The organism is Beijerinckia indica subsp. indica ATCC 9039, from assembly GCF_000019845.1.
Taxonomy (GTDB): domain Bacteria; phylum Pseudomonadota; class Alphaproteobacteria; order Rhizobiales; family Beijerinckiaceae; genus Beijerinckia; species Beijerinckia indica.
The window spans coordinates 905,426-919,245 of the sequence record NC_010581.1 but is presented as its reverse complement, the minus strand read 5'-3'; the positions used below and the strand labels follow the sequence as shown (position 1 = coordinate 919,245).

Here is a 13,820-nt window from a genome sequence, read left to right as displayed (position 1 = left end):
TTTCAATGGTCGCCGTAAGGGGCCAAGGTCTAGTTCGTCACGAATGATCGCTACGGGATCGTTTCAGACGCTGGAGGAGAAGTATGAATTTCGAAAAATATACCGACCGCACTCGTGGTTTCATTCAGAGCGCGCAGTCGCTTGCCCAGCGCGAAAACCACCAGCAATTTACCCCAGAACATTTATTGAAGGTCCTGCTTGACGATCCCGAGGGGCTGGCCGCCGGCTTGATCGACCGCGCGGGCGGACGTTCGCGTGACGCCCTCACGCAGACCGAACTGGCGCTGGCCAAATTGCCGAAGGTGCAAGGCTCGGGTGCCGGTCAGGTCTATCTGGCGCCGACCACCGCCCGCATTTTCGAAAATGCTGAAAAGATCGCCCAGAAAGCCGGTGATTCCTTCGTCACGGTCGAACGGCTCCTGCTCGCTCTGGCCATGGAGAAGAGCGCGGAAGCTGGCAAGATTTTGGAAAAGGCCGGCGTTACGCCGCAGAGCCTGGGTGCCGCCATCGAACAATTGCGTAAGGGCCGCACTGCCGATAGCGCGACAGCGGAAAATGCCTATGATGCCTTGAAGAAATATGCTCGCGACCTGACCGAGGCCGCGCGTTCCGGCGCGCTTGATCCGGTCATCGGCCGCGACGAGGAAATCCGCCGTACCATCCAGGTCCTGTCCCGCCGTACAAAGAACAATCCGGTTCTGATCGGTGAGCCTGGCGTTGGCAAGACCGCCATCGTCGAAGGCCTGGCTTTGCGCATCGTCAATGGTGACGTGCCGGAAAGCCTGCGCGACAAACGCCTGCTCGCCCTCGACATGGGTTCGCTGATCGCCGGCGCAAAATATCGCGGTGAATTCGAGGAACGGCTGAAAGCCATTCTCAACGAAGTCCAGGCGGCCGAAGGCGGCATCATCCTGTTCATCGATGAAATGCATACGCTGGTCGGCGCGGGCAAAACGGAGGGGGCGATGGATGCCTCGAACCTCCTGAAACCGGCCCTGGCGCGTGGCGAATTGCATTGCGTCGGCGCGACGACGCTCGATGAATATCGCAAACATGTCGAAAAGGACGCGGCGCTCGCCCGGCGTTTCCAGCCGGTCTTCGTCACCGAGCCGACTGTCGCCGATACGATTTCGATCCTGCGCGGCCTGAAAGAAAAATACGAACTGCATCATGGCGTGCGGATCACCGACGCGGCGATTGTCGCGGCGGCGACTTTGTCCAACCGCTATATCACCGACCGTTTCCTTCCAGACAAAGCCATCGATCTCATCGACGAGGCTGGCTCGCGGTTGCGCATGCAGGTCGATTCGAAGCCCGAGGAACTTGACGAACTCGATCGCCGGATCATCCAGCTCAAAATCGAGCAGGAAGCCTTGAAAAAGGAAAGCGACCCGGCCTCGAAGGATCGGCTGATCCGGCTCGAAAGCGAATTGGCGGAATTGCAGGAGCGTTCCGACGCGCTGAACACGCGCTGGCATGCTGAAAAGGACAAGCTTGGTTCCGAACAAAAGCTCAAGGAGCAATTGGAAGCGGCCCGCAATGAGCTCGTCCAGGCGCAGCGCCGCGGCGAATTCCAGCGCGCTGGTGAATTGACCTATGGCATTATTCCGGGTCTGGAACAGCAGCTTACCGAATTCGAGGGCAAGCGCGGCGATGTCCTGGTCGAGGAAGCGGTGACTGCCGATCATGTCGCGCAGGTCGTCTCCCGCTGGACCGGTGTGCCGGTGGACAAAATGCTCGAGGGCGAGCGCGAGAAGCTCCTGCATATGGAGGAATTTCTCGCCAAGCGCGTGGTCGGTCAGGCGGAAGCGGTCAAGGCCGTCTCGACGGCCGTCCGTCGCGCGCGGGCCGGCTTGCAGGATGCCAATCGGCCGATCGGTTCGTTCATGTTCTTAGGACCGACCGGCGTCGGCAAGACCGAACTGACCAAGGCGCTGGCTGGCTTCCTGTTCGATGATGAAAGCGCGCTGCTGCGTATCGACATGTCCGAATATATGGAGAAACATTCGGTCGCGCGGTTGATTGGCGCCCCTCCCGGCTATGTCGGTTATGAGGAAGGTGGCGCCCTGACCGAGGCGGTGCGCCGCCGCCCCTATCAGGTGGTTTTGTTCGACGAGATCGAGAAAGCGCATCCGGATGTGTTCAATGTCCTCCTGCAAGTGCTGGACGATGGACGTCTGACTGATGGCCAGGGCAGGACAGTCGATTTCCGCAATGTCCTGATCGTCATGACCTCCAATCTCGGTGCTGAATTCCTGGTCCTCCAGAAGGAAGGTGAGGATTCCTCCGCCGTCCAGACGGAAGTCATGCAGGTGGTGCGCAATCATTTTCGGCCCGAATTCCTCAACCGGATTGACGAGATCATCCTGTTCCACCGGTTGCGGCGCGAGGATATGGACCAGATTGTTGACATTCAGTTCAGCCGACTCGGCAGGCTTCTGGAAGAGCGCAAGATCCAGCTCGACCTGACGCCGGAAGCCCGCACCTGGCTCGCTGAGAAAGGCTATGATCCCGCCTATGGGGCGCGGCCGCTGAAGCGGGTGATCCAGAAAAATGTTCAGGATCCGCTCGCCGAGCAGATCCTCGCCGGCACGATCCACGATGGCGAGACCGTCACCATTGGTGCCTCGCCCAATGGCTTGCTGATCGGTGACAAAGCGATGCAAGTCGCGGCGGAATAAGCCGAAATTAAAGTCCCCGGTCCCATTTAAAATGGACCGGGGACTTGATTTTACGTAAAATGCGATTTACAAAAAGGAATAGCTTTAACGAAAGCTGCCCCGACCCTAGCACCGCCCAGATGTTTAGGGCCTAAGGTCGAGGTTGTAGACGTTCATTTTTGTGTTCTACTTAGGCCTTGCTGCTCTGTCATTGGTCTGTTATTTGCCTCTCCACAATTGCTTTGTTCAACATTGAGGAGAAGCTTACATGCAGCTGGCCGAGGCCTATGCCAACAAGAGCGTGGACGAAATCAAGGCGGCGCTCGCTGGCGCGACCTTGCGTATTTATTCCTGCCCGCAGCCCGAAAATGCGGACAAGCCGATCATCCGCAACGGCCTTCTCGGCGAATGCGTGCTGAGCGGCATTGAAGGCGATCAGGCGAATGTCGCCGAAGCTTTCGTGGCCAAGAACGTTGGTACCCCTCTGTTCTCCCGCGCCACAACCCCTGACGGCGCCGTGATCGGCGATTTCAGCACGGGCCCTGGCGATTCCGACATCAAGCTCGCCGAAGTGTCCTGCTCGAAGGGTGCTCCCATCAAGATCACCCTGTTCCAGGTCCGCCCGGGTGTCGCCAATGGCGTCATGCCGGTGAACCCGCGTGATAAGATGGTCGACAAGTTCGGCATTACTCAGCTCTCGCATGAGAACACCTATGCCTGGAACGCTGATTTCGCGTCCCGCAAGACCAAGTAAGATTTGATCCTTATTTGTCGTGTTTGCACACTCGTTTCCGATTGCCTCCTCAGGCAATCGGTAAATGTGCACTGATGATCAACGAATACTAAAAAGGACCGGCGAAAGCCGGTCCTTTTTTTGCTTTAATGTGTCTTCCTGCCGCATCTTGATCTGGCGTCTTTTCCTTGACCAACTATGCGGCGTCACCGGGAATCGACGGTAGCGAGGACCAAGTCATGAAACTGGCCGAAGCCTATGCGCAAGCCAATGTTGAAGAGATCAAAACGGCTCTAGCGGGCGCTACGCTGCGTATCTATTCCTGCGCGCAGCCGGCAAGCCCGGAAAAATCTGTTGAGCGCAATCGCTTTCTGGCGGAATTCCAACTCGCTTCACCGGCTTTCGAGGGTGATCAGATCAAACCCGTCGAGGAAACCGTCAAGGCCCAGGATGTCGGCGTTCCACTTTTTGTCCGTGCTACCACGCCGGAAGGCGTTACCATTGCCGATTTTTCGGCGGGTCCTGGCGATATGGATGTCAAACTGGCGGATGTCTCCTGCACGAATGGCGCGCCTGTCCGCATCACCAAATTTCAAATCCGGCTCAAGGCCCCTCACCCGGAGCGTCACCTCAGCCCACGCGACCGCATGATGGGCTTGAAATAAGCGAGAGACGAAAAGACGAAAATCGGACCGGGAGTGAACCCGGTCCGATGGGCTGATCTCAATCTCGCGAGGTAATTTTGATTGCCGCGGAAATATCGGCGTGAACCACCTTGATCCCGGCTTTTTCGACATCCGCGACCGTCGGATACCAGGTCGATTCATGGTCGAGGCCGCCGTATTTGTTCAGGACCATCACATATTTTGATTTCTTATCCACTTCACAGCGCAAGCCCTTACCCGGATGCGCGATCGGCCGCGTCTTGCCGTCCCAATCGATAAAATAGCCATCCGGATATTCGTTGGCTTCAGACATTGTCGTCTCCCGTACAATTTATGTCGGCTCAGCATCAAACCCGCAATGGGAAGCCCCTTTGGGATCAATTCGATGCGGCCCGTGCAAGTTCGGTGCGACGCCATCGACGGATTTCCCTCCAGCCCTCATGACGCCCGTATTTTCCCTTGTGAATCAAAGCCCATGAACCGCTTTGAAATGCACTGGAAAACATGACCCGCCTGTCTTTTCGGTTTATAAGAAAGGACGATCCTTTCACCTTTTCCAATCAACAAGAGTTTCGAATTCCATGGATGAACCCGCATCGGCTCCGCTGACGAACGAAGAACAGGCCTATGGTGCCGATTCTATCAAAGTGTTGCGTGGCCTCGATGCCGTTCGCAAGCGGCCCGGCATGTATATCGGCGACACCGACGATGGCTCCGGCCTGCACCATATGATCTATGAGGTCGTCGACAATGCCATCGACGAGGCGCTCGCCGGCCATGCCACGCGCGTCACGGTCACGCTCAATGCTGATGGCTCGGTCACGGTGACGGATGATGGGCGCGGCATTCCAACCGATATCCATGCCGAGGAAGGCGTGTCGGCGGCCGAGGTCATCATGACCCAATTGCACGCCGGCGGAAAATTCGACCAGAATTCCTACAAGGTCTCGGGCGGTCTGCATGGCGTCGGTGTTTCTGTCGTCAACGCACTCTCAACCTGGCTGAAACTCCGGATCTGGCGCGACGGCAAGGAACATGAAATCACTTTCGAACATGGCGTGGCGAAGAGCTCGCTGGCCGTGGTTGGTCCCGCACCGGAAATCGACGGCAAGCCGAAACGCGGCACGGAAGTCACATTCCTGCCCTCGCCCGAAACTTTCAGCATGGTCGATTTCACTTATGCGACCATCGAACACCGTCTGCGCGAACTGGCTTTCCTGAATTCAGGCGTCCGTATTCTTTTGACGGATGCGCGCGGCGCGGAAGTCAAAGTCGAAGAACTGCATTATGAAGGCGGGCTCGAAGCCTTCGTCCGCTTCCTCGATCGTGCCAAATCGCCCCTGCTCGATCAGCCGATCCTAATTGCCGGCGAGCGTGATGGCATTACCGTCGAGGCCGCACTCTGGTGGAATGATTCCTACCATGAGCATGTATTGGCCTTCACCAACAATATCCCGCAGCGCGACGGCGGCACACATCTCACCGGCCTGCGCAGCGCCCTGACGCGTCAGGTGACAGGCTATGCCGATCGCTCTGGCCTGATCAAACGCGAGAAAGTCGATCTCGCTCCCGACGATTGCCGCGAGGGCCTGACCTGCGTGCTCTCCGTCAAGGTTCCCGATCCGAAATTCTCCTCGCAGACCAAGGAGAAACTGGTTTCCTCGGAAGTTCGGCCCGTGGTCGAAAGCCTCGTCAACGACAAGCTCGGCCAATGGTTCGAGGAACATCCACAAGAAGCACGCTCGATCATCGGTAAGGTTGTCGAAGCCGCGCAAGCGCGCGAGGCCGCCCGCAAGGCACGCGAACTCACCCGCCGCAAGGGCGCGCTTGATGTCGCTAATCTGCCCGGCAAACTTGCCGATTGTCAGGAACGCGATCCCGCCAAGGCCGAACTCTTCCTCGTCGAGGGTGATTCCGCCGGTGGCTCGGCCAAACAAGGACGCAACCGCGAATATCAGGCTGTGCTGCCTTTGCGCGGTAAAATCCTCAATGTGGAACGCGCGCGTTTCGACAAGATGCTGTCGAGCCAGGAAATCGGCACTTTGATCACAGCGCTCGGCACCGGCATCGGGCATGAGGATTTCAACCCGGACAAATTGCGCTATCACAAGATCATCATCATGACCGATGCGGATGTCGACGGTTCGCATATCCGCACGCTGCTTTTGACCTTCTTCTTCCGGCAGATGCGTCCCTTGATCGAACGCGGCCATCTGTATATCGCGCAACCGCCGCTCTATAAGGTCAAACGTGGCAGTTCCGAACAATATTTAAAGGACGAGCGCGCGCGTGAGGATTATCTGATCAATAGCGGCCTCGATCATGCTGTGCTCCGGCTTGCCAATGGCGTGGAACGCGGCGGCGCCGATTTACGCGCTATTGTCGAAAACGCCCAGCTTGCACGCCAGATCCTGAGCGGGCTGCATTCACGCTATAATCGGCGGATCGTCGAACAGACCGCCATTGCTGGCGCCCTGCAGCCAATCACCCCGGACCAAGAAACCGAGGCTCCTGCTCTGGCTGTGGAAGTCGCCGCGCGGCTCGACGAATTGGCCGAGGATATGGAACGCGGCTGGACCGGCACGGTCGAAAATGGCGGTTATATTTTCGCGCGCACTCTGCGCGGCGTGCGCCAGGCCGCCATTTTAGATGCGGGTCTCTTGGCCTCGGCCGAAGCGCGTCGCCTCAACGATCTCGCCCCTGTCTTCCACGACATTTTCGCGAGGCCCGCGCTCTTTCTGCGTCAGAATGATGAGAAACCGGTTTCGGGACCAAGCGATCTGCTCGATGCCGTCATGGCGGCGGGCCAAAAGGGCATATCACAGATGCAGCGCTACAAAGGCCTTGGCGAGATGAATCCCGATCAGCTCTGGGAAACCACTCTCGATCGCGAGGCACGTTCGCTGCTTCAGGTGCGGATCAAGGAAGGCGACGACGCCGATGATATCTTCGTCAAATTGATGGGTGATATTGTCGAACCACGGCGCGAGTTCATTCAGGACAATGCCTTGAACGTTCACAATCTCGATGTGTGACACTGTCCCACATTCAATACACATGGGCGGATAGAGATCAACAAAAGCGACATTCTCTACAAGACTCTTTAAATGGACACGCGTGATGGCAAGCACGCGTGTCTTGCGGATGAGCCTTTCAAGCTTGAGTCAAAAAAGCGACAAGCAGAGATTATCGGCCAGTGAAAACGATCAACTCACCGTCACCGGACCGCAAATTCACACATCAATCGGACACCCAAGAAATAACAAGAGAATAGTGTCCATCCATTCGGTTTTCGTGACTGGCGGCATCCTGGCCACTTGTTGCGCAAATGAAACAACAAGATTTTCCGTTTCATTTGCAACTGAAAACATACTAGCTCTCACTTTCGCGAGAAACTAACATATCTCTCAATTCACGGCTTGAGAGATCGCATGAGTGACGATGCTAATATTGGTGATATTCATGACAAGAAACGCAATGCTTTCTTGGACTTCGTCAAAGGGATCGCCATTTTTCTTGTCGTAGCTGTTCATACAGCGGCTCCGTTTTCAGTCGCCTACAAAAAAATTCCTGCCTTAGACTGGCAAATTCTCAATGTTTATAACAGCCTGTCTCACGTATGCGTGCCATTGTTCGTGATGACAACAGGCGCATTATTGCTCCCAAGAAAAATAGAGAGGCTGGACACCTTTCTCCTGCGGCGCTTGCCGCGCTCATTGATTCCCCTGGTCGGTTGGGTTGTTATCTATAGTCTCGTGGATAGCGGGGGAAAAGCAACAATTTCGGACATGACCACCGCCTTTTTCACTGCATCCGGCAAATATCATTTATGGTTTCTTTATATGATATCCGGTCTTTATCTAGTGATTCCATTCCTATCTGCGTTTTACCGCGCTGTTAATATGTCAATGAAGACACAACTGCTGGTCATATGGTTCTTGTGTGAGGCCATCCAGATGGCTGGCATTCTCACTCATGGCGCTATTTCCGGAATTTCTTTTGTGACTGCACAAATGGCTAACACTTATGCTGGATATCTTGTGCTAGGGGCCGTTCTCGCAGAAGGAAATTTCGTTGGGAAATGGTGGCATGGGCCAGCTTTTTTCACATCGGGAATGATTGCGGCGGGACTAACATGGTTCGCGACCGACAGACAGCAATCAGCGGTCACAACCTTCATTGACTATGGCTCTCCTTTCATTATTATCATGAGCGTCTTGGCTTACTTGTTCTTGAATTGGATATGGACACGACTCCGCACCGATATCCTTCTGAAGCCATTCGTCTTTTTAGGGAAATTGTCACTCGGTATCTATGTTCTCCATTTATTGATCTTAGATTTCATCTGGCTTCATATCGCAAATCCGTTGATGTATGGTGGCCCCGGAATATCATTTCTTCCGATCATTACCGTAACGATTCTGGTCTGTGTACCGATCGTCTTGATCGGCCGGCGAATTCTCTTACTGAATTGGCTGTTCGGTGCCTAGCATAGCGATAGGTTCCGCGATGTCGCGGCGGTCACACCGCGGCGCTGGACGCCCGCTTGCCGGGCAAAAGCATATGTGGCCGGAAAGTCGACGATGTCCGCTTTCTTTTATCAAAAGAACCTTTGATTTGCGCCATCCCACTCCAATCCAGCCCCGTGGGTTGGGAATGCCTTTTGCTTGCAGCATCGGCATCATGCGATACGCAAGCGAATGGTTTCAGGAGTCGATCCCGTGAGTGAATGGCAGCCTTTCTCGACAGCGCCAAAGAATGGCGAGGAAATTCTCGCCTGCAAGGCAGGTTCAGAAGAAGTTGTCGAACTCATCTCCTGGAACCCGATATTGCAGGCCTGGCTCGATCGCAATGCCGAGCCTTATCACGGGGCCACGCATTGGCTGCCGATTCCGCCGACCCCAAAACATTAAAATTCTTGCGACCAATCGCGCTGTTTCAACACTGTTGCAATGGCTCGGCACAGGCCCGCAAGATCCTCCTCCTCAATTGTCAGAGCCGGGGTCAGATAGACGATACGACCGAACGGACGAATCCAAACGTGCTGCGCGAGCAAGGCCTGTTTCAGTCCCTTGAGATCAGCGATCCAATCAAGTTCGACAACACCGATTGCCCCCTTCACACGCACATCACACACACCGGGAAGATTCCGGCACGGCGCGAGACCCTGTTCCAGCCATAGCGCGATCCGCGCCACCTGTTCGAGACGCAGCTCGCTGGCAAAAAGATCAAGCGAGGCATTGGCAACAGCACAAGCGAGCGCATTGGCCATGAAGGTTGGCCCATGCATCAAGGCATGTATATCCTTCTCGGACAGAAAAGCCTCAAAAATACGTGTGCTGGCCACGGTCGCGGCGAGCGGCAAGGTACCGCCGGTAAGCGCTTTGGATAAAGTGATGATATCGGGCACGACCGCGGCTGCTTCACAAGCGAACATCGAGCCCGTGCGGCCGAACCCCGTAAAAATCTCATCGAAAATCAGCAAGAGGCCATGCTGATCGGCGAGTCTGCGCAAGATTTGCAGCGTGCTGGGGTCATGAAAGACCATACCACCGGCGCCCTGAACCAAAGGCTCGACGATAATGCCGGCGAGTTTGCCGGCCTCGATTTCCAAGAGCTTAGCAAAGACAGCTTCACCTTCCTCTCCGCGTGGCAGATCGGCGATCGTCTGAGGCATCAACACATCGCTGAAATGTTTATGCATGCCTTCATCAGGATCGCACACGGCCATGGTCGCGAATGTATCTCCATGATAACCAAATCTGAAACTGAGAAAATGATTGCGCCCTCGCTCACCTCGATTCAGCCAATATTGCACCGCCATTTTCATCGCGACTTCGACCGCGACCGAGCCGCTGTCGCTAAAAAAGACATGCGAGAGATCACCCGGTAAAAGATCGGCAAGACGGCGCGCCAGCCGCAAGGCAGGCTCATGCACGAGCCCGCCGAACATGACATGCGGCATCAATTTCGCCTGTTCTGTCAACGCTTGCAGAAGAACGGGGTGATTGTAACCATGGCAGGCGGTCCACCAGCTCGCAATGCCGTCAATCAGGATGCGGCCATCGGCCAATTGAATGCGCGTGCCTTGCGTCGCCTTCACCGGCAAGGGCGGTAAGGTGGTCTGCATTTGCGCATAGGGCAGCCAGATATGCGGCATGCCAGCCTGGTACCAATCCGGCGCCTGTGTCATCCTCGCCTTTCCGAAACTCTTTTCATGAACGCCGCAACCCTGCCGAAAGCCAGGGCTCTCTTCATTTGCCATGTCGCGCGGCAAGTCGCTAGATCACGCAGAATTTTCCTTCTGTTTCAGGCAGGCCCATGAACTCTCTCGATGCTTTTGCCGCCGCCAAACTGGCCGATCTCGAAGAGCGCGGCCTGCGCCGGACCCTCCGCGAGAATTGGCGCGAGGACGGCCTATGGATCAGCGTGGATGGACAAAAGCTTCTCTCCTTCTCCTGCAACGATTATCTTAATCTCACCCATCATCCCGCCCTCAAGGCAGCGGCCATTCGGGCCATCGAAACCTATGGTGTTGGCGCCGGCGCCTCGCGGCTCGTGACCGGCAATCATCCTCTCCTCGAAAAACTCGAGGCGCGGCTCGCCGCGCTCAAGGGATCCGAGGCGGCTTGCATCTTCGGCGCCGGTTATCTCGCCAATACGGGCATCATCCCAACCCTTGTGGGCAAGGATGATCTTATCCTGATCGATGAACTCGCCCATGCCTGTCTGTTCGCCGGCACACAGCTTTCACCCGCAACGGTCCGTATCTTCCGCCATAATGATATTGCGGAAGTCGAATCCCTCCTCGCCACTAACCGGGCTCATTATCGCCACGCACTTCTCCTGACTGATGGCGTTTTTTCCATGGATGGTGATCTCGCTCCCCTGCCCGCTTTGGCGGAGATTTGCACGCATCACGATTGTTGGCTGATGGCTGATGATGCCCATGGTCTCGGCGTCATCGGCCAAGGACGCGGCTCCCGGCATGCTTTTGATCCCGCACCCGTGATCCCTTTGCAAATGGGGACTTTGTCCAAGGCGATCGGTGGCTATGGCGGCTATCTCTGCGCCTCGAAACCGGTGATCGACCTCATGAAGACGCGGGCGCGCACTGTCGTCTATTCGACTGGCCTGCCACCAGCGCTCGCAGCCAGCGCATTGGCGGCGCTCGATCTCATTGAAAGCGATTCTGATCTCGTCAAAAAACCGCTGGCCAATGCGCGGCTCTTCACCACCCGCCTCGGTTTATCCCCCGCGCAAAGCCCCATCGTGCCCATTATCCTCGGCACGGTCGAGGCCGTGATGAGTGCCGCGCAGACTCTCTTCACACAGGGGTTTCTGGTGACACCAATCCGACCGCCGACCGTGCCGGAAGGGACGGCCCGGCTTCGCTTTGCCTTTACCGCTGGACATGCGGCTGAAGACATCCTGCATCTCGCGGATGTGGTCGCACCCTTGATGCCGGCAAAAGCGAGATAAACCAAAACACGCGAAAAGCCTCGGGCTCCCGAGGCTTTTCGCTTTTTCTTCCGATAGAAGAAAACGATCCCGATTTTAATCAATAAACTTGATAGAATTTAAAGAAAGAGCATGATGTACCTATCTTCCTCACGCCCTGCCCATGAATTCTCCCTATCCTTTCGTTCCTTCGACCTTGTTTCCAAATAAGCGGCGATACGTCATCATCGCCAAGCGGATGGCATTTGCATGAGCGCTTGTTTCATCACCAGCACCGGCACGGATCTCGGCAAGACCTTCGTCACGGCCGGCCTGGTCCGCACCTTGCGCATGCAGGGGCGCGGCGTCACTGCCTTGAAACCGGTCGTCAGCGGTTTTGACCCGGAAAACCCGACCGGCAGCGATCCTGCGGTGCTGATCGAGGCCGCGGGCGGGCACGCCACGCTTCCCGCGATCGACGTCATTTCCCCTTTCCGTTTCCACGCGCCGCTTTCGCCCGACATGGCCGCACGGGCCGAGGGGCGCGTGCTTGATTTCGAGAAGGTCATCGCCTTTTGCCGCTCCGCTGAGACAAAGAGTGAGCCTTCAGAGGTCCTGCTGATCGAAGGCGTCGGCGGCATTATGGTGCCGCTCGATGAGCGCCATACCGTTCTCGACTGGATGGTGGCTTTGGGCCATCCGCTGGTGCTGGTCGCCGGCAGCTATCTCGGCGCGATCAGCCATATTCTCTCCGCGCTCGACGTTCTGGAACGGCGCGGCCTCACCCTTCTCGCGCTCGTCATCAGCGAGACGCTGCCGTCTTCCGTTCCCCTTGAAGATACGCTGTCGACGTTACGATCCTTCGCAAAAATCCCAATCATCACACTGCGTCGGCAGGTCCCGCAAACAGTGACGGACGCCGATTTTATCCATCTCGCCTCACTCATCACCGGCTCTTGATTTCCTGTTTCCAAGTCGAGGAGTTTTCTCCAATGCCCGCGGAATCCTTGCCTCCTGGTTTTTCCACCCTCGCTGTCCATGCTGGCGCCGCGCCCGATCCGACGACCGGCGCGCGCGTGACGCCCATTTATCAGACGACATCCTTCGTCTTCGAGAATGCCGATCAAGCCGCGGCGCGTTTCGGATTGCAGGAATTCGGCAATATTTATTCCCGCATCACCAATCCGACCAATGCGGTGCTTGAGGAACGCATTGCCGCGCTTGAAGGCGGCACGGCAGCGCTTGCGGTCGCCTCCGGCCATGCTGCGCAACTTCTCGTTTTCCATACTTTGCTACAGCCGGGGGAAACGATTCTCGCCGCGACCAAACTCTACGGCGGCTCGATCAACCAGCTCTCGCATGCCTTCAAGAATTTCGGCTGGGGCGTCACTTTCGCCGATACAGACGATCTCAAAGCTTTTGCAGCAGCGGTGACGCCGCAAACCAAGGCCATTTTCGTCGAATCGATCGCCAATCCGGGCGGCACAATCACCGATCTCGAAGCCATCGCGAATATCGCCAAGACGCACAAGATTCCGCTCGTCGTCGATAATACTTTGGCCTCTCCCTATCTCGTCCGCCCCTTTGAGCATGGTGCCGATATTATCGTTCATTCGGCGACGAAATTTCTCGGTGGTCAAGGCAATTCCATGGGTGGCCTTATCGTCGATGGCGGAACATTCGATTGGCGTGATCCCCGCTATCCAATGCTTTCAGCCCCACATGCGGAATATGGCGGCCTCGTCATCGCCGAGACCTTTGGCAATATTGCTTTTGCCTTGGCAGCGCGCGCGCTCGGCCTGCGTGATCTTGGCCCCGCACTTTCGCCCTTCAACGCCTTTTTGCTCCTGAACGGCATCGAGACCCTGCCGTTGCGCATGCAGCGCCATAGCGACAACGCGCTGATCGTCGCGACCCATCTCGCCCAGCATCATAAGGTCGATTGGGTGAGCTATGCCGGCCTCCCGGGAGACCGCTATTACGAACTCGCACGCAAATATTCCCCTCTGGGAGCGGGAGCCGTCTTCACCTTTGGCGTCCATGGCGGCTATGACGCGGCCTTGAAAACAGTCTCAAGCCTCAAGCTCTTTTCGCTTCTCGCCAATGTCGGGGATACACGCTCGCTAGTCATCCATCCGGCCTCGACCACGCATCGGCAATTGACAGACGCGCAAAAAATCGCCGCCGGTGCGGGGCCGGAAGTGGTCCGAGTCTCAATCGGCATTGAGGATGTGCGCGATATTATCGCCGATCTCGATCAAGCACTCGCGGCCTAATGGAGATTATCGGACCGCCAGATAGATCCTGTGGCGGTCCGATGCG

General features: G+C 56.5%; 11 protein-coding genes. 9 read left to right on the top strand and 2 right to left on the bottom strand.

Going from position 1 to position 13,820, the window contains the following annotated elements:
* Nucleotides 1-83 precede the first annotated feature (83 nt).
* The 3 genes from clpB to BIND_RS04170 all read left to right on the top strand — a co-directional run bounded on the left by clpB (nucleotide 84) and on the right by BIND_RS04170 (nucleotide 4,058).
* Nucleotides 84-2,681 carry an ATP-dependent chaperone ClpB gene (gene clpB / locus BIND_RS04180; protein ID WP_012383830.1) on the top strand — a complete coding sequence of 866 codons (2,598 nt, stop codon included), beginning with the start codon at nucleotides 84-86 and terminating at the stop codon, nucleotides 2,679-2,681.
* A 247-nt stretch (nucleotides 2,682-2,928) separates the two neighbouring features.
* The gene (locus tag BIND_RS04175) at nucleotides 2,929-3,414 is read left to right on the top strand and encodes a hypothetical protein (RefSeq protein WP_012383829.1); all 486 of its coding nucleotides are present in this window, start codon (nucleotides 2,929-2,931) and stop codon (nucleotides 3,412-3,414) included.
* 167 nt (nucleotides 3,415-3,581) lie between these two features.
* Entirely contained in the window at nucleotides 3,582-4,058 is a 477-nt protein-coding gene (locus BIND_RS04170; protein ID WP_158304351.1) for a hypothetical protein, read from the top strand.
* 58 nt (nucleotides 4,059-4,116) lie between these two features.
* Here BIND_RS04170 and BIND_RS04165 read toward each other — a convergent pair whose 3' ends face one another.
* Nucleotides 4,117-4,371 (bottom strand): hypothetical protein, encoded by a 255-nt coding sequence (locus BIND_RS04165; RefSeq protein WP_012383827.1) that lies wholly within the window; start codon nucleotides 4,369-4,371, stop codon nucleotides 4,117-4,119.
* A 268-nt stretch (nucleotides 4,372-4,639) separates the two neighbouring features.
* On the opposite strand from BIND_RS04165, the gene gyrB reads away from it, so the two are divergent.
* The 3 genes from gyrB (at nucleotide 4,640) to BIND_RS04150 (ending at nucleotide 8,971) form a co-directional block, all read left to right on the top strand.
* Complete coding sequence (gene gyrB / locus BIND_RS04160; RefSeq protein WP_012383826.1) at nucleotides 4,640-7,093, top strand: DNA topoisomerase (ATP-hydrolyzing) subunit B; 2,454 nt, start codon at nucleotides 4,640-4,642, stop codon at nucleotides 7,091-7,093.
* A gap of 396 nt (nucleotides 7,094-7,489) precedes the next feature.
* On the top strand, nucleotides 7,490-8,548 hold the full coding sequence (locus BIND_RS04155) for an acyltransferase (protein WP_012383824.1): 1,059 nt from the start codon (nucleotides 7,490-7,492) through the stop codon (nucleotides 8,546-8,548).
* Nucleotides 8,549-8,779: 231 nt separating this feature from the next.
* Complete coding sequence (locus BIND_RS04150; RefSeq protein ID WP_244395958.1) at nucleotides 8,780-8,971, top strand: hypothetical protein; 192 nt, start codon at nucleotides 8,780-8,782, stop codon at nucleotides 8,969-8,971.
* On the opposite strand, the gene BIND_RS04145 is transcribed toward BIND_RS04150, so the two are convergent.
* On the bottom strand, nucleotides 8,968-10,251 hold the full coding sequence (locus tag BIND_RS04145; RefSeq protein ID WP_012383822.1) for an adenosylmethionine--8-amino-7-oxononanoate transaminase: 1,284 nt from the start codon (nucleotides 10,249-10,251) through the stop codon (nucleotides 8,968-8,970). The genes BIND_RS04150 and BIND_RS04145 overlap by 4 nt on opposite strands.
* A 128-nt stretch (nucleotides 10,252-10,379) precedes the next feature.
* Between BIND_RS04145 and BIND_RS04140 the strand changes: the two genes are divergently transcribed.
* From BIND_RS04140 to BIND_RS04130, 3 genes are all read left to right on the top strand, one after another.
* Entirely contained in the window at nucleotides 10,380-11,540 is a 1,161-nt protein-coding gene (locus BIND_RS04140; protein WP_012383821.1) for an aminotransferase class I/II-fold pyridoxal phosphate-dependent enzyme, read from the top strand.
* A gap of 228 nt (nucleotides 11,541-11,768) precedes the next feature.
* Entirely contained in the window at nucleotides 11,769-12,458 is a 690-nt protein-coding gene (gene bioD, locus BIND_RS04135) for a dethiobiotin synthase (protein ID WP_012383820.1), read from the top strand.
* A 32-nt stretch (nucleotides 12,459-12,490) separates the two neighbouring features.
* The gene (locus tag BIND_RS04130; RefSeq protein ID WP_012383819.1) at nucleotides 12,491-13,774 is read left to right on the top strand and encodes an O-acetylhomoserine aminocarboxypropyltransferase; all 1,284 of its coding nucleotides are present in this window, start codon (nucleotides 12,491-12,493) and stop codon (nucleotides 13,772-13,774) included.
* Nucleotides 13,775-13,820 lie beyond the last annotated feature (46 nt).